This is a genomic window from Streptomyces sp. VNUA24 (assembly GCF_029167005.1).
Taxonomy (GTDB): domain Bacteria; phylum Actinomycetota; class Actinomycetes; order Streptomycetales; family Streptomycetaceae; genus Streptomyces; species Streptomyces scabiei.
The window spans coordinates 4,912,527-4,936,366 of record NZ_CP119143.1; the positions used below are offsets into that span (position 1 = coordinate 4,912,527).

A 23,840-nucleotide genomic window follows, 5' to 3' on the forward strand; every position below is an offset into this window, starting at 1 on the left:
CGCTCGCATGGCGACCCTTCCCAACCCGCTGCCCCAGCTGGCGGCCGACCCGAGCGGGCGTGTGCTCGGGCTTGAACTCCCGCTTCCGCAGGGGCGGCTGATCGACGCCACGGACGACGGTCCGTGGCACGAACCGCTGCTGTGGTGCGCGGACGAGCCGGCCGCACCCGGTGCCTGGGCGGCGGTCCGGCCCGCACGTCGTACGGCCGGTCTCCTCCCGGTGCTCCTGGACGTCGGCGGCGGCCAGGACGGGCCGGAGGGGTGGGAGCTGATGCCCGGCGAGACGTCCTACCCGGGCGACCACGACGCCGACGAGGTGCTGGCCGAGTTCTGGGACGCGTACGCCGGCACCGACGACCCCGACTGGCCCGGCCTCACCGAAGCCCCGGCCCGGCCCTCGGCCGATCCCGACACCCTCGCCGCCGCCACCGCCGACGCCCTCGTCCAGGACCCCTCCCGGCTGAAGGACCCCCGCCTCGCGCTGGTACCCGCCCGCCGCAGCGCCGACATCCCGGCGGCGATCGGCTGGACGGGCCCGGTCAACCACGAGAACGACGTGGCGAGGCTCTGCGCGGTGCTGCGCTCCTGGGAGGACCGCTTCGGGATACGGGTCGTCGCCCTCACCTTCGACCAGCTCGTCCTCTCCGTCGCCGCCCCGCCCACCACCGGGGCCGAGGCGGAGGCGGTCGCCGCCGAACACTTCGCCTTCTGCCCCGACAACATCCGGCGGGGCACGACCGACGGCACCCGCGGTTCCTACGCCCGCACCCTGCTCGGCGCACCCACCTGGTCCTTCTGGTGGGACTGAGACACCACTGAAGGCCGCCGCCGGGCCCTCACCCCCGCAACCCCACCCCCAGCCTCCGCAGCCCCTCCGCGATCTCCTCCGGCGTCTGTGTCACGAAGCAGAGCCGCAGGGTCGACCGGTCCGGTTCACCGGCGTAGAAGGGCGCGCCGGGCACGTACGCCACGTCCTGCTCGACGACCCGGGGCAGCAGGGCGGTGGTGTCGTAGGCCGCGGGCAGGCGGGCCCAGAGGAACATGCCGCCCTCGGGACGGTTCCAGGCGGAGCCCTCCGGGAGCGCGTCGGCGAGGCCGTCGAGCATGGCGTCGCGGCGTTCCCGGTAGGCCCCGGCGACCCGGGCGACATGGGCGTCCAGGTCGCGGTCGGCGAGATAGCGGGCGGCGGCGAGCTGGTTGACGGTCGGGGTGTGCAGGTCGGCCGCCTGCTTGGCGACCGCGCACGCCCGGCGCAGCCCCGCGGGCGCGCGCAGCCAGCCCAGCCGCATCCCGGGGGCCATCACCTTGGAGAACGAGCCCAGCAGCGCGGTGCGGTCCTCGGCCCCCGGGCAGGAGGCGATCCACGGCACCCGGTCGCCCTCGAAGCGGAGTTCGCCGTACGGGTCGTCCTCGACGATCCACAGCCCGCGCCGCGCGGCGACGGAGGCGACGGCCGCCCGTCGCTCGGCGGGGAGGGTGCGCCCGGTCGGGTTCTGGAAGGTGGGCACGGTGTAGAACAGCTTGGGGCGCAGCCGCGCCACCAGGTCCTCCAGCGCCGCCGGGTCCACCCCGTGCCCGTCGCCGGGCACGGCCACCACCCGCGCCCCCGCGAAGCGGAACGCCTGGAGCGCCGCCAGATAGCAGGGGTCCTCGACCAGGACGACGTCGCCCGGCTCCAGCAGCGCGGTGGCGAGCAGCGACAGCGCCTGCTGCGATCCGGTGGTGACGAGGACCTCGTCCGCGCCGGTCGGCAGTCCGCGCGCCCCGTAGCGCGCCGCGAGCGCCGCCCTGAGCACCGGTTCGCCCTCGGTCGTCGCGTACTGCAGGGCGCGACCCGCGGACTCGGCGAGCACATCGCGGTAGGCGGCCGCTATCCCCTCGGCGTCGAACAGCTCCGGGGCGGGCAACCCGCCCGCGAAGTTGACGACTTCGGGACGCGAGGTGACGGCGAGGATGTCCCGAACGGGGGAACCTCCGACCTCCGCGACCCGTTCGGCCAGGCCGGGCACGGCCGCCGCGCCCCCGCCCCCGGCCGGACCCCCCGGAGCGTCCCCGCCCTCCGTCCGGGCGACAAATCCCACGTCACGCGCGGCCCGCTCGGTTTCCACGGCACCCATTCCACGGCTCCTTCACCCCTCGCGGGCGGCCCGGTCCCGCCCCTGCCCGCACCCTAGACAGGTGCGTGCCCCCTACACCCACCATTTCCGCGATGCGGACCGCGCTCCGGACCCCCTAGGCTGCGCCCATGCTGCCCAGCGTGGACACGAACGACGAGTTGCGCGAAGTCGTCGGTGACGAGGCGCTGCTGCGACCTGCTGCCCAGGATCTCTGTGCTCAGCTCGGTCTCGCAGGCGCGCGAATCGTACGTTTCCCCGAGGGCTCGCTGCCGGTGTACGCCGTCGGCGATGCCCTCGTCCTCAAGCTCTATCCGGGTTTCGAAGCGACGGAAGCCGTCCGCGAGGCCCGCCTGCTGTCGATACTGTGGGGCAAACTCCCCATCCCCACCCCCCGGTTGCACGCGGCCGACCAGTACAAGAACGGCTGGCGCTATGTGCTGATGTCCCGGCTGCCGGGTGAGGACCTCAGCGCGGCGTGGCCCCGGATCCCCCGGCCCGACCAGGAACGTGTCGTCGTCGAGGCCGCCGAGGGTCTCGCCGCCCTGCACGCCCTGGACGCCACCCCGGTCGTCCCGCTCACCGGGCCGCCGGACTGGGGCAGGTTCCTCGCCGCCCAGCGCGCGACGGCGGTCGAACAGCAGGAGCTCGGCGGCCTGTCCGGCCCCTGGCTCGAACAGATCCCGGACTTCCTGCGCTCCGTGCCCCTGACCAGCACGCGCCGCCCGGTTCTGCTGCACACCGAGTACATGCGCGAGCACCTCACCGTCGACCCGCACGACGGCTGGCGCCTCACCGGCCTCTTCGACTTCGAGCCGGCCATGGTCGGCGACCCCGCCTACGACTTCGTCAGCGTCGGCCTGCTCCTGACCCGCGCCGACCCCGCCCTGCTGAAGCTCTTCTACGAGGCGTACGGCCAGGCGCCCTTCGACCCACGCGAGTTGATGGCCTACACCCTCCTGCACGTGTACAGCGACCTGGACTGGTACCTGCGCAGCCTGCCCGCTCCGCCGCGCCAGGACTTCGAGTCACTGGCGCAGACGTGGTTCGGCACCGGGGGGTGAGGCCGACCTGGGGCGAGGGCGCCGGTGGGGCGCCCTCGGGCGGTGAGGACCCCTGTCGTCGGTTCGCTATCCCTTGCGTCCCGTCGCCACGTACACGTTGATGTCCGCGTCCGTCACATCGTTGATGTCCCGGTGCCGGACCTTCTCGATGTCGTCCATCGCGGCCAGCACATGCGGCTCCACCGCCGCCGGCACCGGCGCGCCGTCCTCGAACCGCCAGTGGTGCGCCGGCACCACCCCGGGCTCGTCCACCGTGAGACCGCTCTGCTCGAAGAAGCGCGCGACCTCGTCCCTGGACCGCAGCACGAAGGTGAACCCGCGCTTGGTGTAGGTCTCCTTGACGGCACGGATGCTCGCCGGATTGAGGTCCTCGGTCAGATGGCTGAGGACCAGCCGGCTCCCGGCGGGCAGCGCGTCCACCAGCTCCCGCACGACGGGGTACGCCTCGTCGTCCGCCACGAAGTGCAGGATCGCCACCAGGCACAGCGCGATCGGCCGGTCGAAGTCGAGGGTCTTCGCGGCGGTTTCCAGGATCTGCGCCGGTGACTTCAGGTCGGCGTCGATGTAGTCGGTGACGCCCTCGGGCCCGCTCGTCAGCAGGGCGCGCGCGTGAGCGAGCACCACCGGGTCGTTGTCGACGTACACGACCCGGGAGTCGGGGGCGATGCCCTGGGCGATCTGGTGGACGTTCTCGCCGGTCGGCAGCCCGGTGCCGATGTCCAGGAACTGCCGGACGCCCTCGTCCCGGGCCAGCGAGGTCACGGCGCGGCGCATGAAGTCCCGGTTGTGGCGGACGTCGAGGTAGCCGCGCGGATTGGCCGCCAGCGCGGCGGCGGCCGCGTCCCGGTCCACCGGGTAGTTGTCCTTGCCGCCGAGGAAGACGTCGTAGACCCGTGCCGGGTGCGCCTTGGTGGTGTCGATCCTCCTGCGCAGCTCGGCGGGGTCCTGACTGAGCGCGTCACCGGACATGTGGCTCTCCCTGAGGGGCGGGTCATTGAATGACCAACAACCTAACCCGCGCGGCGAGTTGGTGCCGCCCGGATACGGAAGCCCGCCCCCCGTCCCCCCGCGGGACCGCCGAGGCCGGGACCCTAGCTCCCCGCGTCCTCGCCCAGCGTCGTCCCCTCCTCGACCCACTTCGGTCCGCCGAGCGGGTACTCGTACGCCGGGCGCCCGTTGTTGCCGCTCGTACGGAACGGCCTGCCGCCGTCGTCGACGATCAGCGTGCCGCTGCGGGAGCCGCTGCTCCACTTCAGCTCCAGGTACCAACTGACGTAGTACGCCGAGGCGTCGGCGGTGATGTAGTAGGTCTCCGGGTCGGACTCGCTGACGGAGTACGGGAAGTTCTTGGTGCCCGACTTGGGCTTCACGTCGGGGCGCGCCCCGTCGAGGGCGATCGTGAAGGACCGGGTGGGGACACCGGCCCCGCAGCCGACCCCGGGATAGCCCATCGCGTAGTCGTTCCAGGCCAGGGGCGAGCGCTTGTCGACCGTACGGACCGTGAGACTCCGTACGACCACGGTCTCCTTGCCGGAGCCCTGCAGGGTCAGGGTCAGGAACTGCTCCCCCGAGGACACGGCGCCCGCCGACGACACCCAGGCCCCCGCGTCCTGCTCCAGCGGCGGCGGCCCCACCTCGGCCGGCGGACGGGCGGTCAGATAGCGCTGGGAGCAGGGGCTCTCCCAGGTGTACGGCTCCACCTTCACGGACAGCGGCGCCGACCGGGAGGCGTCCGCGCCCGCCGCGCCGGAGCCGGAGGGTGCCCCACCGGCGGAGGACGCACCGGTTTCGCCGGCGCCCTTCCCCTCCTTCGTGCCCTTGGCGCCCTTGGCGCCCTTCGCGTCCTTGTCACCCGCCCCGCTCGCGGAGCCGGAGGGCGAGGCTCCGGACGACGCCGACGAGCCCGGGCCGCCTGCCTCCTTCCCCGGGAGCTCCCGCTCGCCGACGGTCACGTCCCCGCCCCACCGCGCTCCCGCCCCGTCCCCCTCCGCGTCGGACGGCAGGCTCACGGCGAGCGTGACCGCTCCGATCACGGCGGTCGCGGCCAGACCGGCGACGAGCGCGACCCGCGTACGCCGCCGAGCCGGCAGGCGCACGCCCGCCCTCGCGGAACCGGCACCGCCGTCGTCGCCGCCGCCGCCGCCGACCAGCGTCTCCACGGGGACGTCGTCCGCCTCCGGGACCGCGCTCCTCTCCGGACCCGCGCCCTCCTCCGGGGCCGACGCCCGCTCGGCCTCCGCCGCCGGGGCCGTCTCCTCAGGGGCCTTCTCCTCAGGGGCCGTCGCGTGGGGGGCCGTCGCCGCGCCGCCGGAGTCGCTCCCCTTGCGCCGCCGCATCGCGTCCGCGAGCACCCACGCCCGGTGCAGCTCGACCAGCTCGGCCGGGGCCGCCCTGCAGAGACGGGCCAGCCGCTCGACGGGGGCGTAGTCCGTCGGTACGGCATCCCCGTTGCAGTACCGGTGGAGCGTCGACGTACTCATGTGGAGCCGCTTGGCGAGCACTCCGTAACTCAGCCCGGAGCGGTCCTTCAACTCCCGCAGCAGCTCGGCGAAATCGGCCCCCGGACCGTTCGCGGTACCGCTCCCCGACACGTTCTCCTCCGTCTTCCTCATGCCCGCACGTCCCGTTCCGCGTTCCAACGAAGGAACGTTCCCCCAGTTCAGAGCCGGTGCGGGCATTCCAACGTCCCGGATCGTCCGCCGACCGTGGCGGCCGGGACGCCTCACCCCACAAGCTGTTGGTCATCCAAGCACGCCGCTCCCGGCAGACCGGTCGAGCGGCGCGGCTTCGACCATCTGTTCTCAGCCTGCTCAACCGGCTTTGTCCGAAAGGGATCAGTCATGCGCACGTTCCGTTCCGCCCGCCCCACCCGCTCCGCCCGCCCCGCCCGTCTGCTCGCGGCGACCGGCGTGGCGCTGGCCGCCCTCGCCCTGACGGCGTGCGACAACGGCATGGGGACGAGGGTGGAGGGCCCGGTGAACGGCGACACCTCGGCCGCGCGGACCACCGGGGGCTCGGACGCGGCAACGGGCGGTACGACGGCCACGGGCGGTACGACGACGGGCGGCTCGGACGCCACCACAGGCGGCTCCGCAGCCGGCTCCACCGGCGGTTCCACGACCGACCAGGCGTCCGCCAGGACGGGCAAGGGCACGGGCAAGAGCACGGGCACGGGCACGGGCACGGGCACGGGCACGGGCACGGGCACGGGCACGGGCACGGGCACGGGCACGGGTACCGGCACCGGCACCGGGGGCGGCAGCGCCACCTCCACCGACCCCTGGGACCCCGCCAACCGCGTCACCTGCAACGGCTCCAACACCACGGTGACCGCGAAGCCGGTGACCCGCCCGATCAACCACCTGCTGATCACCGTCAAGAACACCGGCTCGAAGTACTGCGACCTCTACTACTACCCCACGGTGCGCTTCGGCGAGGCCCAGTCCGCCCCGCGGGTGATGGAGGAGTCCCAGCCGCAGGCCGTCGTGACGCTGGCCCCCGGCGAGTCCGGCTACGGGGGCGTCCTCCTCTCCTCCGGCGACGGCAGCGGCGGCCCCGGCGCGACGGAGAAGAAGGTCGTCGTCCGCTTCCAGGGCCGCAAGCCCGGCAGCGACGCCGGTTCCCCCGCCTCCCCCGCCCTCCCGGCCAAGGGCGTCCACGTCGACAACTCCGTCGCCGTCACCTACTGGCAGTCGACGGCGGCGGACGCCCTCCAGTACTGAGGGCGGACCGGACCGCACCTGCCGGCCCGGAGGCGTGGCGAAGGGAAGCGAGGGGGTGCCGGATGCTCAGCGCAGCATCCGGGCCGCCTCGACGGCCCAGTACGTGAGGATGTTCCGGGCCCCGGCCCGCTTGATCCCGGTCAGCGTCTCCAGGATCGCCCGCTCCCGGTCGATCCACCCCTTCTCGGCGGCGGCCTCGACCATCGAGTACTCACCGGAGATCTGGTACGCGGCGACCGGCACGTCCACGGCGTCCGCGACCCGCGCGAGGATGTCGAGGTAGGGGCCGGCCGGCTTGACCATCACCATGTCGGCGCCCTCCTCCAGGTCGAGGGCCAGCTCCCGCAGCGACTCCCGCGTGTTCGCCGGATCCTGCTGGTAGGTCTTGCGGTCCCCCTTCAGCGAGGAGGCGACCGCCTCCCGGAAGGGGCCGTAGAAGGCCGAGGCGTACTTGGCGGTGTAGGCGAGCACGGCGACGTCCTCGCGCCCGATCTGGTCGAGCGCGTCCCGGACGACCCCGATCTGGCCGTCCATCATCCCGCTGGGCCCGACCACGTGCGCACCGGCGTCGGCCTGCACCTGGGCCATCTCGGCGTACCGCTCCAGGGTCGCGTCGTTGTCGACGCGCCCTTCCGCGTCCAGCACCCCGCAGTGCCCGTGGTCGGTGGTCTCGTCGAGACAGAGGTCGGACATGACGAGCAGCTCGTCACCCACCTCGGCCCGCACATCGCGGATGGCGACCTGCAGGATCCCGTCGGGATCCGTCCCCGGCGTGCCGAGCGCGTCCTTCTTGTCGTCCTCCGGCACCCCGAACAGCATGATCCCGGAGACCCCGGCCTCGACGGCCTCCACGGCGGCCTTCCGCAGACTGTCCCGCGTGTGCTGCACGACCCCGGGCATCGCCGAGATCGGCACCGGCGCGCTCACACCCTCCCGCACGAACGCGGGCAGGATGAAGTCCGCGGGATGCAGCCGCGTCTCGGCCACCATGCGCCGCATCACGGGCGTCGTACGCAGCCGGCGGGGCCGCGTACCGGGAAACGATCCGTACTTCGACATACACCTACGCTACGCCCGAGCCGCCCGCCCCTTTGCCGACGGCCCGTCGGCAGCCCCGCACCCGCCCTACGCCCCCTGAACCCCACGCCCTGCATCGCGGGAGCCCCCGTCTTCCCGTACGACCCTCAGCACGGGCTCCGGCAGCGCGAACTCACCCAGATCGAACGCGGCGTCCCGCCAGTGCGCGGCCAAGTCCAGCAACTTCTGCGGGTCGTAGTCGACGGGCGGCCCCGGTTGGCAGGGCAGCAGCGGGTAGAGGACGGCGGCAGCGAACCGGACGCCCCACATGGCGGCCCCGGCGTGCGGTTCCACACCTTCCTCCACCCCTTCCTGCTTCAGGTACTCCAGGGTTGCCGACGCCTCACGCAGGGTGTTGTACACCTGCACATAGGCGGCGTGAATCGTGTGATCGGTCATGCGGCACTCCTCGGGAAGCCGGGTGGATCGAACCGCCCCGAGTCCGGCTCGGGCGGCACGGGCTGTACGGGCTGTACGGACGGGCCGGGCTGGTCCGACAGGCTGGACAGATCCGGGCCCTGCCACCCCGTGGCCCACGCGGCCCCTGCGGCATCCCCAGCCCCCGCACCCACGGCGATACGGCGCTCCCGTTCGGCGCGGCAATCCCGGCACCAGGTCCCCTCGGGCTTGCGGAAGGCCCGGTTGCAGCCGCCCGCGCAGTCCACCATCCGGTACCACGGTTCCGGCTCCCCCTCTGGAGCCTGCCCCTCGGACACTTCCGGCAGGACGGGCAACGGCGGCGGCAGCAGCTCACTCAGCCGGTAGGCAAGGAACCGCGCCGGATTCCTGAGAGGCACGGGAAGATCGGCCGTCATGGCGTGGTGCACCGCCGCCCCACTGGCCCCGTTGTCGAACCAGGCGACGACAGCCGGAGCGAGACGGCGTACATCCTTCTGCGAGAGCGTGAATCGATCATCGGTCCGACGCAGCCCCACGAGCAGCGCGACAGCCTTGGCATAGTGCTCGCCGCGCTCCGACGACTCGTCGTCGACGTCCTCAGCCGTAGGCGCCACGACGGAGTCAAGGGCGCCGGAGTCGGCCGGCGGTCGAGCCGGGCCGCTGGGAGCAGTTCCCCGACCAGGCTCCCCGTCCGCCGCCAGGTCCTCGACGGTTGCCTCCTCGACGACCGGCCCTACGGGCACGGGGTCCACCGGAGCGGCGACAGGGACCGCCGCCGCCTCCCTCTCCCCCGTCGCCCCCCGGGCCCGCGTGAGCGCCGGAGCGTTGTACGCGTAAGTCCGCGTGACCACCCGCCCACCGTCGACCCGCTCCCGCACGCGCTCGACGTAACCGTGCGCCTCCAACTCCCGCAGGGCGAAGGCGATCCGGTCCCGGCCTTCGGCGAACCGCTCGGCAAGGGTACGAATGTCGGCGGACGCGCCCTGGGGCAGCGAGAGGATGTGGGTTCCGAGCCCGATGGCGGTCAGCGACAGCTCACGATGCTGGGCGAGGTGATTGCCGATGATCGTGTACCGGTCGGGCTGGTACTCCTTGACGTGGGTGACACCGGAAGAGACACCGGAACGGGTGGCACTTTGCCGGATACGGGACTGCGGGCGCACGGCGCCACTAGGCTTGGTCTCAGCCATGAGGGAAGCCCTACTTCTCCTCGGTGGTCAGGCCCTCGCACTGGGATGCCAGTCCCGGCGGGGGCCGTCGCATGTCTGCGGTTGTCTCCTGTCTCCGCCGAGCCTGCCCGCCCAACCCACCACCGCGCCAGCCGACTTGGCACAGTTCACTCCCGCGAGTGACGAACACGGGGTTTGGATCGGTTTGGAGGGTTTCTCTCCCAGGAGTTCTTACTCCTTACCGCCCGCACCCCCGACGCACGCCCCACCGGGTCCCGCGTTTCCGGGCTCCGGCGCGAAGCCGCACAACCCCTGCGACATGAGCTTTGGCCAGAAGCGCATGGGATCGCGATCGCAATTTTGGTACAAATGATCGACTGGGTGTCCCTGGGCGTCCGGTTGAGGGAACGTATCTGCGAGGGCGTCCACGGGGGTAGACGTGAGCGAGGACGGGCCTGTCGTCTCGGCCGAGATACCGGAGTTCACGGGCAATCTGGAGCAACTGGAGACGGACGCAGGGGACATCGCCTTCGACGCGATGGCGGTCGGTGCGGCGGGTCTGCTGATCGACGCCAACTTCCAGCTGCTGGAGCCTTTCTACAAAGCCCCCGAGGCCGACCAGCTGTTCGCGACGACCGCTCCGGTCGCTGCGACGGGCCAGGATCTGCAGAACGAGCTGAACACGGTCTCCCGGGCGCTGCTGGACTACGCGGCCGAGGTGCGGCCTCTGGTGGACCGGCTCAACTCGCTGCGCGCGGAGGCGGCGGCGTTCGAACAGCGGGTCGCGGACGACGAGGACTGGGTCGCGGACGGCGACCTCATCGAGGAGAACTCGGCCCGCCGCAGCGCGGTGAACGCCGCCTGGTCCGCCTTCCAGGCCGCCGAGTCGGCCTGCCACAACAAGATCGTCGCGCTGGTCGGCGGGGAACCGCTCGTCGTCAACGACGGTTCGAACAAAGAGAACATGTACGGCTACCGCGCCGAGGACCTCGACATGGCGGGCGGCCTGCCGTGGGGCGACCCGGTCGAGGAGTCCAACCCCTGGTACTACATCCACGAACACGCCTGGGACTTCGCCGTCGGCTTCGTCGTGGACGGCGTCTGGGGCACGATCAAGGGCCTGGGCACGCTGGTCGGCTTCAACGGCTGGGACGCCGCGGGCCAGGCCTGGGTGGGCCTGGGCAAACTGGCCACCGGCATTCTGATCACCGGAACACCGCTGGGCGCCGCGTACTGGCTGACCCCGGCCGACCGGCTCCCCTCCTGGCTGCGGGACTCCCGCACAGCGGTGGTGGAGACCGGCAAGGCACTGATCGCGTACGACGAGTGGGGCAAGAACCCCTCCCGCGCGGCCGGAGCGGTCACCTTCAACGTCCTGACCACCATCTTCACCGGCGGCGCAGGCGGCGCGGTCGCCGCGACCGGCAAAGCGGGAGCCATCGCCAAGGCCATCTCCTTCGCGGGCAAGGCAGGCCGGATCGTCGACCCGATGACCTACATCGCCAAGGGAATCGGCGGCACCGCGGTGAAGATCGGCGACGTCATGGCGAGCCTGCGCGGCATCACCGACGGCACCCACATCCGCCTCGGCGAGGGCACCTACCGAATAACCGACGTACCCAACCTGGCGGACAACCTCCCCGCCGGCCTCACCCCCGACAACACCGTCCGCATGACCACCCCCGAGGGCGAGATCGTCTACCTCGACACCCAAACCCTCGTCATGCACAACGCCGACGGGACGGTACGGGAGTCACTGGACAACATCCGCCACGAGGGGACGGCGGAGCAGCGGGCCGGGGAGAGCGGGGCGCAGAGGGAGCGGGCGTCGCAGGGGACGAGCGGGCGAGAGACCGCGGGGGTTGGAGCACGCGTCGGGGACGGTGGCGGGGTTGCCTCCCGTGGAGGGAACAGTGTCACCGTCGGCGGTGGTCGGGGCGGTGACGGTCTGCCGCCTCGGTCGGGTGGCATGGGCGGGTCCGGCTGGCTCGACGATCTGGGACGGTCCGGTGACGAGGCGGATGGACTCAGTGACGAGGCGGCAGCGGGTGGCCGGGCGGACGAAGGAGCCGGTGGCGGGGGCGAGCCGAATTCGGGACGTTCCGATCAGCCGGACGCGCGCGCCATCATGCAACGGCATGTGGACCTCGCCAACAACGATCCACGCTGGTTCAAGGACCACTACCGGTCCAACGGATTCCGCAGGTCAGCCTCTGCGGAGGTGTTCGGGCAGCGTCTGCCCATTCTGGTCCGGGATCCTGCGGATCCCACCAAGTGGATTTCCAAGAGCGATCTGCCGCCTGCGATCCAAGCGAGGTACATGGATCCCAATCCGCACGGGGCGGGGGGCCGGAAGAGCGTCGAAAGCGGTGTGCTGAAACGTCTCGACGAATGGGCGACGTCGCGCCGGAACGCCATCGTGGCAGACAAGGCAGCGGAGAAGTCGCTGGCTGCTGCCGAGAAGGAGTACCTGAAGCACCGAACCGCCGAAGCAGAGGCGGCGATGGACGCGGCGGAGGTCAAGCACTCGCCTCTGCACGGCACCATGCTCAAGCAGAGCGAACTGTTCGGTGAGCGGGTGGCGGAGCACCACGCCATTCCGGAACGCTATCCGGGGGCGAAGCGGGTCGACGACGGGGCATTCGGCAACAACAGGTTCGACCAGATCTACGAGAAGCCCGGGGGTGGCTACGTCGTCGTCGAGGCCAAGGGGTCGCTGAAGGCAGGGATCGGCGAGCGCACGAGCCATCTCGGAAATCGCGTCGAGCAGGGCACGCGGGAATACTTTGAGACGATCTTGAATGAAATGGACAAGCGGTCCGCCAAGGCCAATGACAGTGCCGAGGCAGAACTGGCGAGCAAACTCCGCAAGGCGTTCGTCAGAGGGAACGTGGACTACGTTCTGATCAAGGCGGACGCCACTCAGGGCGGCAAATATGCTGGCTACGAGATGGAGCAGTTCAACATCGGCAAGCCCAGGAGCCAGTGATGATCACCCGTGTGCCACGCGCCGATACGCCTGCGTCCGGGGATCCGGCCGCCTTCGTCAAGGCGGCCGACCGGCGTCTGCTCGACGACATCTCGGACCTATCGGAGTATCCCGAGGGCTTCGGCCTGACGTTCAGCAGCGCCTTGAGCGCGGCAGAGCTGCATTGCCTCCACGACCCCACCGCCGACAGGTCCGAGACCTGGGAGGCCTGGGTGGTCGCGACGCAGGTCGGCTCGGCCCTGTTCGAGGCGGCCGTCACGACGGAGGAATCCGTGCGGTGCCGGATCGCCCACGAGCCGCGCGTACTGCCGGCCATCGGCGCCCAGCACTTCGCCGACGCCGGGAACTGGATCACCGCGTTCTGGCTGGCCGTCGTCTGCCGTGACCAGGACCGGATGACGAAGCTCTGCGAGGTGCCGGTCGATCTGCTGCGGGCGTCGGGTGCGGTGTACGACGAGTACATCTACGACTGGGTCGACGCGTTGCAGACGTACTGGACGGAACGGCCCGGTCTGGGCGAGAGGTTCACCGCCGCGTTCCAGGGGACCGACCCAGACCGGCTCAGGGTCGCCGACCGGGAGCTGATGTTGAAGATCCTCTATCCGCCGCTCGACCTGTTCCTCCAGTTCCTCAAGCGGGACGAGGCGCAGTTCAACACAGTGCTCCTCCAGTCGCTCCGCCTGCACAAGGAGTACTGGAACGCGGACGAGGACCGGCGGGACTCCATCAGCGGAACCGTCGCTCTCGGCCCGCTCGCCGTCACCTGCCTCGCCCACGACGCGGGCATGGCGATCGAGGTCGAGTCCGAGTACCTGCCCAAGCACCTGCTGGAGCGGTCCTGGGTGGGCGAGTTCGAGACCTGAGCCCTTAGAGGCGAGTTTCGGCTGAGGCGCTGTCGGCGGCCAAGTCCACGCTGAGGGATGAGTCCCTCTTCACGAGATCCAGCTCCGCCCAAACGGTCTTAGACGGCACCGGCCCTTCCGCCACGCCCCACCGATCCGCCAGCTCCTCGACCAGCAACAGCCCGTACCCGCCCTCGGCCGGACCCCCACCGACGACCGGCGCACGGACGGGCAGGCGGTCACCACGGGTGTCGGTCACTTCGATGCGGAGCGTGGTGGACGACGTGACAGCGAGGGTGAGCCGGAAGCCCCGGCCGGGGACCCGGGCGTGGGTGGCAGCGTTGCTGGCGAGTTCGGCGACGATCAGCCGCGCGGGCTCCAACGGCAGCTCCCATGAGCGCAGTTGCTCCGTGGCCAGCAGCCTGGCCAGGCGGGCTGCACGCCGGGTGGCGGACAGCGGTACGGAAAACCGCTGGGGCGGTTCAACAAAGGCGGCGGGCCTGGCGGTCGCGGTAACGGAACTGCTGGTTCGGGTGATTTGCTCGCTCATGTCACACAGAGTGGTTGCGCATGCATAGCTTGTGAAGGGACGGCGCCCGTGCGGAGAGCGCCTGTCCGGGTGCGCACCGGGCGTTGTCCGGGCCGCACCGGGGTGACGCGGCACAAGCCGACGGGGTTGTGCGAGTGGCGACGTGGCGGAAGGCGGCGGACTACGTGGGTGACTGGGACGCGGGACTGGCGGACGACGAGGCCGGGGCGGTGATCAAGACCGTCGCCCGCCAGCTCAAGCTGTGGAGGGAGACGGCCGGACTCACCCAAGCGGAGTTCGGGGCGGCGATCGGGTACGGCGAGGAGCTGGTCTCCTCGGTGGAGCGAGGGCGCCGAATTCCCCGGCCGGAGTACCTGGACCAGGCGGACGAGGTCCTGAACGCGGGCGGCAGGATCGCGGCGATGACGAGGGACTTGGCGGAGGTCCGGTATCCGAAGAAGGTGCGGGACGTGAAGCGGCTGGAGGCCGAGGCGGTCGAGATCTGCAGCTACAACAACTCGGTCTTGGACGGGTTGCTTCAGACCAGGGCGTACGCGGAGGCAGTGTTCACCTCGCGGCGCCCTCCGTTCACAGAAGAGGAGCTAGAGCAGCGGTTGGCCGCACGGATGGCCCGACAGGAAGTTCTCTTCTGTGAGCCAGTCTTCAGTTTTGTGCTGTGCGAGTCGACACTGCGCCGCTTGATCGGGGGCAGGATGGTTATGCGCAGGCAGCTCGAACGACTGTTGGAGACAAGTCAGGATCGGAACGTCGACCTGCAAGTTCTGCCCCTGAGCCTGGGGGAGAACTCAGGCCTCGGTGGCCCCTTCCGGCTACTCAAACTCAAGGACGGAACGATGGTTGGCTTGAATGAAGTGCAACTCACCAACCGCGTGATCACTGACCCCAAGGAGACCACGGTCCTCGACATGCGCTACGGAACAATCCGAGCGCAGGCTCTCACGCCACGGGAGTCGCTGGCCTTCATCGAAAAAGTGCTGGGAGAGTCATGACCCTCAAGCCCTTCGCCGGATCCGAAATCGGACTGGAGTGGATCAAGAGCAGTTACAGCTCGGACGACGGCCCGTCCTGTGTCGAAGTGGCAGTCATACCCGACCGCATCCTCATCCGCGACTCCAAGATCCCTCACGGCCCCCGACTCTCCCTCGCCTCCGTTACTTGGGCAACGTTCCTGCCTTACGCATCTGGGAGTTGACCGAGCGAGACGCGCGGCCCCGCACCCGACTTCACGGATACGGGGCCGCACCCACCGTCAGTCTGAGACCGGAGCTGCTTCCACGGTCTCGCTCCCACCCCTCGCCTGCTGCAACGTCTCCGCGATCGCCCCGAACTCCTCCAGCGCGGCCTGAAGATCCTCGACGACCTCGGCGGCCAGCACCTCCGGCGCGGGCAGGTTGTCGGCGTCGTCGAGGCTGCGGTCGCGCATCCAGGTGATGTCGAGGTTGGCCTTGTCGCGGGAGACCAGCCAGCCATGAGCAAAGCGTTACGGGCTCACATGAACAAGCATGAAGCGCAAGGGATTTACGCGAAGGAATCCAGGGCGTGTGAGATGCACGGGTGCACACGCAGGCAAGCGGGGAGCGGCAGCCCCAAGGGGCCACCGCTCCGACGAACATCCGCTCAGGTCGTGGACCTACGCCGCCGCGCCCCCGGCCGCCGCTCGCTCGGCCGGGTCACGGGGTCGCCCGCCTCGACCGCCGCGGCCCGCCGGCGTACGCCGAAGTCCGCCAGCGCCTCCGCCAGCTTGTGGACGGACGGCTCGGGAGCCATCACGTCCACCCGCAGCCCGTGCTCCTCGGCCGTCTTGGCCGTGGCGGGGCCGATACAGGCGATCACCGTCACGTTGTGCGGCTTGCCGGCGATGCCGACCAGGTTCCGCACCGTGGACGACGAGGTGAACAGCACGGCGTCGAAACCGCCGCCCTTGATCGCCTCGCGGGTCTCCGCCGGCGGCGGCGAGGCCCGCACGGTCCGGTACGCGGTGACGTCGTCGACCTCCCAGCCCAGCTCGATCAGCCCGGCGACCAGCGTCTCCGTGGCGATGTCGGCCCGCGGCAGGAACACCCGGTCGATCGGGTCGAAGACCGGGTCGTACGGCGGCCAGTCCTCCAGCAGCCCGGCGGCCGACTGCTCACCGCTCGGCACCAGGTCCGGCTTCACACCGAACGCGACGAGCGCGTTGGCCGTCTGCTCGCCCACCGCCGCGACCTTGATCCCGGCGAAGGCGCGCGCGTCGAGCCCGTACTCCTCGAACTTCTCCCGCACCGCCTTGACCGCGTTCACCGAGGTGAAGGCGATCCACTCGTAGCGCCCCGTCACGAGCCCCTTCACGGCCCGCTCCATCTGCTGCGGCGTGCGCGGCGGCTCGACCGCGATCGTCGGCACCTCGTGCGGCACGGCCCCGTACGAGCGCAGCTGGTCGGAGAGCGAGGCGGCCTGCTCCTTCGTGCGCGGCACGAGGACCCGCCACCCGAAGAGCGGCTTGTTCTCGAACCACGACAGCTGGTCGCGCTGGGCCGCCGAGGAGCGCTCGCCGACCACCACTATCACCGGCCGGCCGCCCTCCGGCGAGGGCAGCACCTTGGCCTGCTTCAGCGTCTGCGCGATCGTGCCGAGCGTCGCGGTCCAGGTGCGCTGCCGGGTCGTCGTACCGGCGACCGTCACGGTCATCGGCGTATCGGGCTTGCGGCCCGCCGCGACCAGCTCACCGGCGGCCGCGGCCACGGTCTCCAGCGTCGCCGAGACGACCACGGTCCCGTCCGACGCCCCGACCTCCGCCCAGCACCGGTCGGAGGCCGTGCGCGCGTCGACGAACCGCACGTCCGCGCCCTGCGCGTCCCGCAGCGGCACACCGGCGTACGCGGGCACGCCCACGGCGGCGGCCACACCGGGCACCACCTCGAACGGCACACCGGCGGCGGCGCACGCCAGCATCTCCTCGGTGGCGTACGTGTCGAGTCCGGGGTCCCCGGACACCGCACGCACGACCCGCCTGCCGCCCCTCGCGGCCTCCATGACAAGATGTGCCGCATCCCGCACAGCGGGTGTACCAACGGTTGTTGACGCGCCGTCAACAACCGTCAGCTGAGGCGTGCCTGTGCCCGCATACGTATCCGCTGAAGTAGCCGCGGAAGAGGCCGAGGACGCCGCAGCCAGAGCCGACGGCGGGCTCGAGTCGGTGTCCAGTAGGGCGACGCCGGCGCGGGCGTGCGTACGCACCACGTCGAGCACATCGTGCTCGGCGATGAGAACGTCCGCGTTCGCCAGGGCCTCGACGGCGCGCAGTGTCAGCAGTCCCGGATCCCCGGGTCCGGCACCGAGGAAGGTGACGTGACCGTGGTCCGGACCGGCGGGAAGGGTGGTGGGGCTCAATGTGCTCGCTCCCCCATCAGACCGGCCGCGCCCTTAGCGAGCATCTCGGCGGCGAGTTCACGGCCGAGCGCCATTGCTTGGTCGTACGTCTCGGGCACGGGACCGGTGGTGGACAGCTGCACCAGCGTCGAGCCGTCGGTGGTGCCGACGACGCCGCGCAGGCGCATCTCCTTGACAGTCTGCCCGTCGGCCAGAAGGTCGGCGAACGCACCCACAGGTGCGCTGCAACCGGCCTCCAGGGCGGCGAGCAGGGACCGCTCGGCGGTCACGGCGGCCCGGGTTCCCGGGTCGTCGAGTCCGGCGAGCGCGGCGATCAGCTCCGCATCGGCTGCGGCGCATTCGATCGCCAGTGCCCCCTGGCCGGGGGCGGGCAAAACAGTGTCGACCGAGAGGAAGTCGGTCACCTCGTCGATCCGTCCGATCCGGCTCAGTCCGGCGGCGGCCAGGACGACGGCGTCCAGCTCGCCCTTGCGGACGTACCCGATGCGCGTGTCGACGTTCCCGCGGATCGGCACCGTCTCGATCGTGAGCCCGTGACCGCGCGCATAGGCGTTCAGCTGGGCCATCCGGCGCGGCGAACCGGTACCGACCCGGGCGCCCGCGGGGAGCTGCTCGAACGTCAGTCCGTCCCGGGCGACCAGGACGTCCCGCGCGTCCGCGCGCACCGGCACGGCGGCCAGCGTCAGCTCGTCCGGGTAGGTGGTCGGCAGGTCCTTGAGGGAGTGCACGGCGAAGTCGACCTCGCCGCGCAGCAGCGCCTCGCGCAGCGCGGCGACGAACACGCCCGTGCCTCCGATCTGCGCGAGCTGCTCGCGGGAGACGTCGCCGTACGTCGTGATCTCCACGAGTTCGACGGGCCGCCCGGTCAGCCGGCGGACCGCGTCCGCCACCTGCCCGGACTGGGACATGGCGAGGGTGCTTCGCCTGGTCCCGAGCCTCAGGGCCCTGTTGTGCGGCTCACTCATGATCGCCCTCGGTTCTCGGCGTTCGCTCCGACGAACTGGCCGCCGGCTGTGCGCTGGTCGCTGTCCTCGGCCCGGGACACGGCGGCGACCGTCTCCTGGTCCAGGTCGAAGAGGGTCCGCAGCGCGTCCGCGTACCCGGCGCCGCCGGGTTCGGCCGCGAGCTGCTTGACCCGTACGGTCGGCGCGTGCAGCAGCTTGTCCACCACGCGCCGCACGGTCTGGGTGATCTCGCCCCGGTGCTTGTCGTCGAGGCCGGGCAGCCGGCCCTCCAGGCGGGCGATCTCGGTCGCGACGACATCGGCGGCCATGGCGCGCAGGGCCACGACGGTGGGTGTGATGTGCGCGGCACGCTGAGCGGCGCCGAAGGCGGCCACCTCGTCCGAAACGATCCTCCGCACCAGGTCGACGTCGGCGGCCATCGGCGCGTCGGCGGAGACCTCGGCGAGCGACTCGATGTCGACCAGCCGTACCCCGGCGAGCCGGTGCGCGGCCGCGTCGATGTCGCGGGGCATCGCCAGGTCCAGCAGCGCCAGCACGGGCGCGGGCCGGGGCACCTCGACGACCGCCTCGGGACGGCGCAGCTCGGTGATCCGTCCGCTGACGGCGACGGCCGCGACGAGCGCGGTGATCAGCTCGGCGTCGGCGGCGGGCGTACGCGGGGCCTCGCGCTCCGGCGTGCGGCGGCTCGCGCGCCGGTCCACGGTCGCGTTGTCCACCCAGGCCGCGTGCTGCTCCAGGGTGGCCGCGTCCATTCCGGCGACCGCGTCCTCCCCGTGCACGGAGAAGCCGCCGCCCTGGACGGCCGGCAGGTCGAGCGGGCAGTCCTCGTCACTGCCGACGGAGGTCGGCGGCAGGACGGCCCGTATGTCGGTACGGATCTCCGGGCGGGCCGCCGGTCCCGAGAGGGCGCCCTCGGGCACCCGGCCCTCGACGGCCGCCGCGACCATGCCGGCGGTCAGGACCAGGCCCGTGGCCCCCGTACAGGAGACCGCGATGTCAGCACGTGTCAGCTCGCCCGGCACCGACTCCATCGGTACCGCGCGGGCCAGCACGTCCGTTTCGCCCTGCTCGGTGAGGATCTGGGCGAGCCGCTCGGCCCGGTCGTGCGTCCGGTTGGCGATCACGATCTCGCCCACGCCCGCGCGCGCGAGGGTCGCGGCGGCCAGCGAGGACATGGAGCCCGCGCCGATCACGACGGCCCGCTTGCCCCGGGCCCAGCCCGCGACGTCCGCGCCCGCGGTGAACTGCTCCAGACCGAAGGTCACCAGCGACTGCCCGGCCCGGTCGATCCCGGTCTCGGAGTGCGCCCGCTTGCCGACCCGGAGGCTCTGCTGGAACAGGTCGTTGAGCAGCCGCCCGGCGGTGTGCAGCTCCTGGGCGCGGGCCAGCGCGTCCTTGATCTGCCCGAGGATCTGCCCCTCGCCGACGACCATCGAGTCGAGGCCGCAGGCCACGGAGAACAGATGGTGGACGGCCCGGTCCTCGTAGTGCACGTACAGGTACGGCGTGATCTCGTCGAGCCCGACGCCGCTGTGCCGGGCGAGCAGCGTGGACAGCTCGGCGACGCCCGCGTGGAACTTGTCCACGTCCGCGTACAGCTCGATGCGGTTGCACGTGGCGAGCAGAGCGGCCTCGGCGGCCGGCTCCGCGGCGACCGTGTCCTGAAGCAACTTGATCTGCGCGTCCAGGGACAGCGCAGCCCGCTCCAGCACGCTCACCGGAGCGCTGCGGTGACTCAGTCCGACGACCAGGAGACTCATGCCGGCATCACGGCGGGGACATCCCCGTCGGGCCCTTTCCCGGAATCCTGGGGGGCCGGTGCCACGGCGGCGGCCTCGGCCGCGGCCTCCTCGCCGGCCTTGCGCTGCTCGTGGAACGCCAGGATCTGCAGCTCGATGGAGAGGTCCACCTTGCGCACGTCCACGCCGTCCGGCACGGACAGGACGGTGGGCGCGAAGTTCAGGATCGAGGTGATCCCGGCGGCGACCAGCCGGTCGCACACCTGCTGGGCGGCGCCCGCGGGCGTGGCGATCACACCGATCGACACACCGTTGTCGTCGATGATCTTTTCCAGCTCGTCCGTGTGCTGCACCGCGATCCCCGCGACGGGCTTGCCCGCCATCGCCGGGTCGGCGTCGATCAACGCGGCCACCCGGAACCCACGCGAGGCGAACCCGCCGTAATTGGCCAGCGCGGCGCCGAGATTACCGATACCGACGATCACGACCGGCCAGTCCTGGGTCAGCCCCAGCTCACGCGAGATCTGGTAGACGAGATACTCGACGTCGTACCCCACACCCCTGGTCCCGTAGGAACCGAGGTACGAGAAGTCCTTGCGCAGCTTCGCGGAGTTGACCCCCGCCGCGGCCGCGAGTTCCTCGGATGAAACGGTGGGTACCGAACGCTCGGAGAGCGCGGTCAGAGCACGGAGGTACAGCGGAAGCCTGGCGACGGTGGCCTCGGGAATCCCTCGGCTACGGGTCGCCGGTCGGTGAGTTCGGCCAGTTGCCACGGTGCTCCTGCGGGTAGAGCGGGGCTGCGGGCGGTCATGCGTCCCCAGACCGCCCCGTCGACAGCAGGCTATGTCTTTGTGAACGCGTGCACAAAGATGGTGTCCGATTTGCCCGGCCAACGTGACCGGGGTCACGCACACCCGACGCACGCGTACGGAACCGGCGCACACGCACCGTCGTTCCTCACCGGACGCCTTGCACGACAGGGGCAAAACCGCACACTCTCCTCACGAATCCCGCCCCCGAGACCAACCAGCCCATCGATCCTAAGCGACTATTGGGACCACTTGGACTGGTCGGTCAGGTCACATCATCGTCACCTTGGTGCGAGGGCTTTGCGAAGGCGCTCCTCATCGACCCTCCAGAAGGTGTGCTGGGCACCGTCCACCAGCACGACCGGAATCTGCTCCCAGTACTCCCGGTGCAGTTCCGCATCCTCCTCGATGCTCTTCTTCTCCCAGGGAACGCCCAGCTCACCGCAGACCTTCCCGATCACCGCCTCGGCGTCGTCGCAGAGATGACACCCGGATTTCCCGATCAGTGTGACGAGACGCTCACCGGAATTCTTCGGCGTCCGCCGGAACATGGCACTCATGACGGCCATTGTCGCTCCGCGCCCGATGCCCGCGCCCCTCCCTCACCACACCGCACACGACCTGCTCTTTTCCCCACCGGCCGCGGCCCGTTGCGCACCGGGACACGCCGATCGCAGCACTTCTTTAACGACACGGTCGCGGAGAGTTCACAGCACGCGAACCTCCAGGCTCCGGAACCACCGAACAGACTGGCTATGCTCACGACATGGCCGCTCTCGGATGGCTCACTCCCCGTAGGCGCTCCGCCACGGCGCGGAGCGTTTTGGCAGGCGAGGCCTCTGCGGAGGCAGCGCGCAAGTCCTCCCAGGAGTTGGAGGACATCTCCCCCGCACCCGACGCCGTCAAGGAACCGGAATTCCCGGTCCTCGGCGACGACAGGGCCGCCGCGTTCTTCGATCTCGACAACACCGTCATGCAGGGCGCCTCGCTCTTCCACTTCGGCCGCGGCCTGTACAAGCGGAAGTTCTTCGAGACCCGCGACCTCGCCCGATTCGCCTGGCAGCAGGCGTGGTTCAGGCTGGCGGGATCCGAGGACCCCGAGCACATGCAGGACGCCCAGAACTCCGCGCTCTCCATCGTCCAGGGCCACCGCGTCGCCGAACTGACGATCATCGGCGAGGAGATCTACGACGAGTACATGGCCGAGCGCATCTGGCCGGGCACCCGCGCCCTGGCCCAGGCCCACCTCGACGCCGGCCAGAAGGTCTGGCTCGTCACGGCCGCGCCGGTGGAGATCGCCCAGGTGATCGCCCGCCGCCTCGGCCTGACCGGCGCCCTGGGCACGGTCGCCGAGTCCGTCGACGGCGTCTACACCGGCAAGCTGGTCGGCGAACCGCTGCACGGTCCCGCCAAGGCCGAGGCCGTGCGCGCCCTGGCCGTCGCGGAGAGTCTCGACCTCTCCCGCTGCGCCGCGTACAGCGACTCCCACAACGACATCCCGATGCTGTCGCTCGTGGGTCACCCGTACGCCATCAACCCCGACAGCAAACTCCGCAAGCACGCCCGGGACATGGACTGGCGCCTGCGGGACTACCGCACCGCCCGCAAGGCCGCCAAGGTCGGCCTCCCCGCGGCGGCGGGCGTGGGCGCGGTGGCCGGCGGCACGGCGGCCGCGATCGCCCTGCACCGCCGACGCCGCTGAAACTGAACTGCTTGTCGTTCTTCGAACGCCGGAGGGGCCGGGAAACCGGCCCCTCCGGCGTTCGCGCGTCCGGCCCCGCGACCCCGCATTCCAGCGGTCCTACCCCCACGCGGCCCCCCTCAGTCACGCCGTCCGCACCCGACCACAACACGCCCCACAGCCAGACGGAACACGAACCCGATCGATCAACAACCGATCACGGACGCGTACTTGAGCAGCCGTCAATCAGTAACAGAAGCGACGTAATCGATGATTTGAGCAACTGGGTGTAGCAGTGCCTGCACGAAGCGTTATTCTCCTCAAACGCAAACCGGTACCCCTCCGTCGCTACGACGGGTGAAAGGTTCCGCACTGCACGTGATGGAAGCTCTGCCTCTGGGAGTCCCGTGTACCCACATGTCGGGGTTGACGCCTCGGGCCTGGCTACGCTGCGCGCGACGGTCAACCAACTGTTGCGCGGCTTCGTCCCCACCGCGTACGCCGTCCCCGCCCTCGCCACCTCCGCCGCGCCCGTCGGCCCGTGCTACGCACTGGCCGACGGCAGCGCGACGGTCGGCAGACGAGGTCGTTCGGGATCCACCGCCACGACCACCCGCCGTCCCGCCGCGGACAGCGACAGCGCCCGCATGATGGACCTCGTCGAACGCGCCCAGTCCGGCGAGGCCGACGCCTTCGGCCGCCTGTACGACCAGTACAGCGACACGGTCTACCGCTACATCTACTACCGCGTGGGCGGCAAGGCGACGGCCGAGGACCTCACCAGCGAGACGTTCCTGCGTGCCCTGCGGCGCATCGGCACGTTCACCTGGCAGGGCCGCGACTTCGGCGCCTGGCTGGTCACGATCGCCCGCAACCTGGTGGCCGACCACTTCAAGTCCAGCCGCTTCCGGCTGGAGGTCACCACCGGCGAGATGCTCGACGCCAACGAGGTCGAGCGCTCCCCCGAGGACTCCGTCCTGGAGTCCCTCTCCAACGCGGCCCTCCTCGAAGCCGTACGCCGCCTCAACCCCCAGCAGCAGGAGTGCGTCACGCTCCGCTTCCTGCAGGGCCTCTCCGTCGCCGAGACCGCCCGCGTCATGGGCAAGAACGAGGGCGCGATCAAGACCCTCCAGTACCGGGCGGTCCGCACCCTCGCCCGCCTCCTCCCGGACGACGCCCGCTGACCCCGCCGCCCCCGCCGACCCCGCCGACCGGGATCACCGGCCCCGAGCGACACCGCGCCGAGGGCGGCGGCCGGCCACGCTCCGCGATCGTCAACCGACCCTCCGTCTACGTCGGTTGACTTCCTCGCCCAATCACCCGCCGTCCGTAACCCAAGTGCCACACCGCT

22 protein-coding genes are annotated in these 23,840 nt (G+C 71.0%); 9 read left to right on the forward strand and 13 right to left on the reverse strand.

The genetic code is table 11. From position 1 onward, the window contains the following. Positions 1-7 precede the first annotated feature (7 nt). Complete coding sequence (locus PYR72_RS20840; RefSeq protein WP_275456714.1) at positions 8-808, forward strand: DUF4253 domain-containing protein; 801 nt, start codon at positions 8-10, stop codon at positions 806-808. Between the two features lie 28 nt (positions 809-836). On the opposite strand, the gene PYR72_RS20845 is transcribed toward PYR72_RS20840, so the two are convergent. Further along, positions 837-2,117 (reverse strand): PLP-dependent aminotransferase family protein, encoded by a 1,281-nt coding sequence (locus PYR72_RS20845; protein ID WP_275456715.1) that lies wholly within the window; start codon positions 2,115-2,117, stop codon positions 837-839. A gap of 128 nt (positions 2,118-2,245) precedes the next feature. Here PYR72_RS20845 and PYR72_RS20850 point away from each other — a divergent pair, with 128 nt between their 5' ends. Next, on the forward strand, positions 2,246-3,178 hold the full coding sequence (locus tag PYR72_RS20850; protein WP_275456716.1) for an aminoglycoside phosphotransferase family protein: 933 nt from the start codon (positions 2,246-2,248) through the stop codon (positions 3,176-3,178). Positions 3,179-3,244: 66 nt separating this feature from the next. Here PYR72_RS20850 and PYR72_RS20855 read toward each other — a convergent pair whose 3' ends face one another. Together PYR72_RS20855 and PYR72_RS20860 are read right to left on the reverse strand one after the other, a co-directional pair. Further along, positions 3,245-4,147 (reverse strand): SAM-dependent methyltransferase, encoded by a 903-nt coding sequence (locus PYR72_RS20855; protein ID WP_275456717.1) that lies wholly within the window; start codon positions 4,145-4,147, stop codon positions 3,245-3,247. Positions 4,148-4,269: 122 nt separating this feature from the next. Beyond that, positions 4,270-5,790: a helix-turn-helix transcriptional regulator gene (locus tag PYR72_RS20860; RefSeq protein ID WP_275456718.1), complete on the reverse strand. Its 1,521-nt coding sequence runs from the start codon at positions 5,788-5,790 to the stop codon at positions 4,270-4,272. A 228-nt stretch (positions 5,791-6,018) separates the two neighbouring features. On the opposite strand from PYR72_RS20860, the gene PYR72_RS20865 reads away from it, so the two are divergent. Beyond that, positions 6,019-6,900, forward strand: a complete 882-nt coding sequence (locus PYR72_RS20865; RefSeq protein ID WP_275456719.1) for a DUF4232 domain-containing protein — start codon at positions 6,019-6,021, stop codon at positions 6,898-6,900. A 66-nt stretch (positions 6,901-6,966) separates the two neighbouring features. On the opposite strand, the gene hemB is transcribed toward PYR72_RS20865, so the two are convergent. The 3 genes from hemB to PYR72_RS20880 form a co-directional block, all read right to left on the reverse strand. Next, positions 6,967-7,959, reverse strand: coding sequence for a porphobilinogen synthase (gene hemB, locus PYR72_RS20870; protein ID WP_037722997.1), 993 nt, complete (start codon positions 7,957-7,959; stop codon positions 6,967-6,969). 66 nt (positions 7,960-8,025) lie between these two features. Beyond that, complete coding sequence (locus PYR72_RS20875; RefSeq protein ID WP_275456720.1) at positions 8,026-8,376, reverse strand: hypothetical protein; 351 nt, start codon at positions 8,374-8,376, stop codon at positions 8,026-8,028. Beyond that, on the reverse strand, positions 8,373-9,566 hold the full coding sequence (locus PYR72_RS20880; RefSeq protein ID WP_275456721.1) for a helix-turn-helix domain-containing protein: 1,194 nt from the start codon (positions 9,564-9,566) through the stop codon (positions 8,373-8,375). The genes PYR72_RS20875 and PYR72_RS20880 overlap by 4 nt, the downstream gene beginning before the upstream one ends. A 418-nt stretch (positions 9,567-9,984) precedes the next feature. On the opposite strand from PYR72_RS20880, the gene PYR72_RS20885 reads away from it, so the two are divergent. Beyond that, the gene (locus PYR72_RS20885) at positions 9,985-12,534 is read left to right on the forward strand and encodes a hypothetical protein (RefSeq protein ID WP_275456722.1); all 2,550 of its coding nucleotides are present in this window, start codon (positions 9,985-9,987) and stop codon (positions 12,532-12,534) included. Next, complete coding sequence (locus tag PYR72_RS20890) at positions 12,534-13,397, forward strand: immunity 49 family protein (RefSeq protein ID WP_275456723.1); 864 nt, start codon at positions 12,534-12,536, stop codon at positions 13,395-13,397. Before PYR72_RS20885 ends, PYR72_RS20890 begins: the two co-directional genes overlap by 1 nt. Positions 13,398-13,401: 4 nt before the next feature. Here the strand turns inward: PYR72_RS20890 and PYR72_RS20895 are convergent, their stop codons facing one another. Further along, the gene (locus PYR72_RS20895; protein WP_275456724.1) at positions 13,402-13,926 is read right to left on the reverse strand and encodes an ATP-binding protein; all 525 of its coding nucleotides are present in this window, start codon (positions 13,924-13,926) and stop codon (positions 13,402-13,404) included. Between the two features lie 164 nt (positions 13,927-14,090). On the opposite strand from PYR72_RS20895, the gene PYR72_RS20900 reads away from it, so the two are divergent. Both PYR72_RS20900 and PYR72_RS20905 read left to right on the forward strand, forming a co-directional pair. Further along, positions 14,091-14,915, forward strand: coding sequence for a helix-turn-helix transcriptional regulator (locus PYR72_RS20900; protein WP_275456725.1), 825 nt, complete (start codon positions 14,091-14,093; stop codon positions 14,913-14,915). Next, positions 14,912-15,118 (forward strand): DUF397 domain-containing protein, encoded by a 207-nt coding sequence (locus tag PYR72_RS20905; RefSeq protein ID WP_275456726.1) that lies wholly within the window; start codon positions 14,912-14,914, stop codon positions 15,116-15,118. The genes PYR72_RS20900 and PYR72_RS20905 overlap by 4 nt, the downstream gene beginning before the upstream one ends. 57 nt (positions 15,119-15,175) lie before the next feature. Here PYR72_RS20905 and PYR72_RS20910 read toward each other — a convergent pair whose 3' ends face one another. The 6 genes from PYR72_RS20910 to PYR72_RS20935 form a co-directional block, all read right to left on the reverse strand. Further along, on the reverse strand, positions 15,176-15,349 hold the full coding sequence (locus tag PYR72_RS20910) for a hypothetical protein (RefSeq protein WP_275456727.1): 174 nt from the start codon (positions 15,347-15,349) through the stop codon (positions 15,176-15,178). Between the two features lie 194 nt (positions 15,350-15,543). Next, the gene (locus PYR72_RS20915) at positions 15,544-17,295 is read right to left on the reverse strand and encodes a uroporphyrinogen-III synthase (protein WP_275456728.1); all 1,752 of its coding nucleotides are present in this window, start codon (positions 17,293-17,295) and stop codon (positions 15,544-15,546) included. Continuing rightward, positions 17,292-18,260, reverse strand: a complete 969-nt coding sequence (gene hemC / locus PYR72_RS20920; protein ID WP_275456729.1) for a hydroxymethylbilane synthase — start codon at positions 18,258-18,260, stop codon at positions 17,292-17,294. The genes PYR72_RS20915 and hemC overlap by 4 nt, the downstream gene beginning before the upstream one ends. After that, positions 18,257-20,020 (reverse strand): glutamyl-tRNA reductase, encoded by a 1,764-nt coding sequence (locus PYR72_RS20925; RefSeq protein ID WP_275456730.1) that lies wholly within the window; start codon positions 20,018-20,020, stop codon positions 18,257-18,259. The genes hemC and PYR72_RS20925 overlap by 4 nt, the downstream gene beginning before the upstream one ends. After that, positions 20,017-20,772 (reverse strand): redox-sensing transcriptional repressor Rex, encoded by a 756-nt coding sequence (locus PYR72_RS20930; protein WP_275456731.1) that lies wholly within the window; start codon positions 20,770-20,772, stop codon positions 20,017-20,019. The genes PYR72_RS20925 and PYR72_RS20930 overlap by 4 nt, the downstream gene beginning before the upstream one ends. Before the next feature lie 317 nt (positions 20,773-21,089). Further along, complete coding sequence (locus PYR72_RS20935) at positions 21,090-21,377, reverse strand: glutaredoxin family protein (RefSeq protein ID WP_275456732.1); 288 nt, start codon at positions 21,375-21,377, stop codon at positions 21,090-21,092. Between the two features lie 197 nt (positions 21,378-21,574). On the opposite strand from PYR72_RS20935, the gene PYR72_RS20940 reads away from it, so the two are divergent. Both PYR72_RS20940 and PYR72_RS20945 read left to right on the forward strand, forming a co-directional pair. Further along, a complete protein-coding gene (locus tag PYR72_RS20940) occupies positions 21,575-22,510 on the forward strand; it encodes an HAD-IB family hydrolase (protein WP_275456733.1) in 936 nt (311 codons plus the stop codon). A 386-nt stretch (positions 22,511-22,896) separates the two neighbouring features. Beyond that, positions 22,897-23,673, forward strand: a complete 777-nt coding sequence (locus PYR72_RS20945; RefSeq protein ID WP_013001616.1) for an ECF subfamily RNA polymerase sigma factor, BldN family — start codon at positions 22,897-22,899, stop codon at positions 23,671-23,673. Positions 23,674-23,840 lie beyond the last annotated feature (167 nt).

Coding starts and splice junctions, on each gene's coding strand:
- PYR72_RS20840 (WP_275456714.1), top strand. CDS start 8: ATGGCGACCCTTCCCAACCCGCTGCCCCAGCTGGCGGCCGACCCGAGC.
- PYR72_RS20845 (WP_275456715.1), bottom strand. CDS start 2,117: ATGGGTGCCGTGGAAACCGAGCGGGCCGCGCGTGACGTGGGATTTGTC.
- PYR72_RS20850 (WP_275456716.1), top strand. CDS start 2,246: ATGCTGCCCAGCGTGGACACGAACGACGAGTTGCGCGAAGTCGTCGGT.
- PYR72_RS20855 (WP_275456717.1), bottom strand. CDS start 4,147: ATGTCCGGTGACGCGCTCAGTCAGGACCCCGCCGAGCTGCGCAGGAGG.
- PYR72_RS20860 (WP_275456718.1), bottom strand. CDS start 5,790: ATGAGGAAGACGGAGGAGAACGTGTCGGGGAGCGGTACCGCGAACGGT.
- PYR72_RS20865 (WP_275456719.1), top strand. CDS start 6,019: ATGCGCACGTTCCGTTCCGCCCGCCCCACCCGCTCCGCCCGCCCCGCC.
- hemB (WP_037722997.1), bottom strand. CDS start 7,959: ATGTCGAAGTACGGATCGTTTCCCGGTACGCGGCCCCGCCGGCTGCGT.
- PYR72_RS20875 (WP_275456720.1), bottom strand. CDS start 8,376: ATGACCGATCACACGATTCACGCCGCCTATGTGCAGGTGTACAACACC.
- PYR72_RS20880 (WP_275456721.1), bottom strand. CDS start 9,566: ATGGCTGAGACCAAGCCTAGTGGCGCCGTGCGCCCGCAGTCCCGTATC.
- PYR72_RS20890 (WP_275456723.1), top strand. CDS start 12,534: ATGATCACCCGTGTGCCACGCGCCGATACGCCTGCGTCCGGGGATCCG.
- PYR72_RS20895 (WP_275456724.1), bottom strand. CDS start 13,926: ATGAGCGAGCAAATCACCCGAACCAGCAGTTCCGTTACCGCGACCGCC.
- PYR72_RS20905 (WP_275456726.1), top strand. CDS start 14,912: ATGACCCTCAAGCCCTTCGCCGGATCCGAAATCGGACTGGAGTGGATC.
- PYR72_RS20910 (WP_275456727.1), bottom strand. CDS start 15,349: ATGCGCGACCGCAGCCTCGACGACGCCGACAACCTGCCCGCGCCGGAG.
- hemC (WP_275456729.1), bottom strand. CDS start 18,260: ATGAGTGAGCCGCACAACAGGGCCCTGAGGCTCGGGACCAGGCGAAGC.
- PYR72_RS20925 (WP_275456730.1), bottom strand. CDS start 20,020: ATGAGTCTCCTGGTCGTCGGACTGAGTCACCGCAGCGCTCCGGTGAGC.
- PYR72_RS20935 (WP_275456732.1), bottom strand. CDS start 21,377: ATGGCCGTCATGAGTGCCATGTTCCGGCGGACGCCGAAGAATTCCGGT.
- PYR72_RS20940 (WP_275456733.1), top strand. CDS start 21,575: ATGGCCGCTCTCGGATGGCTCACTCCCCGTAGGCGCTCCGCCACGGCG.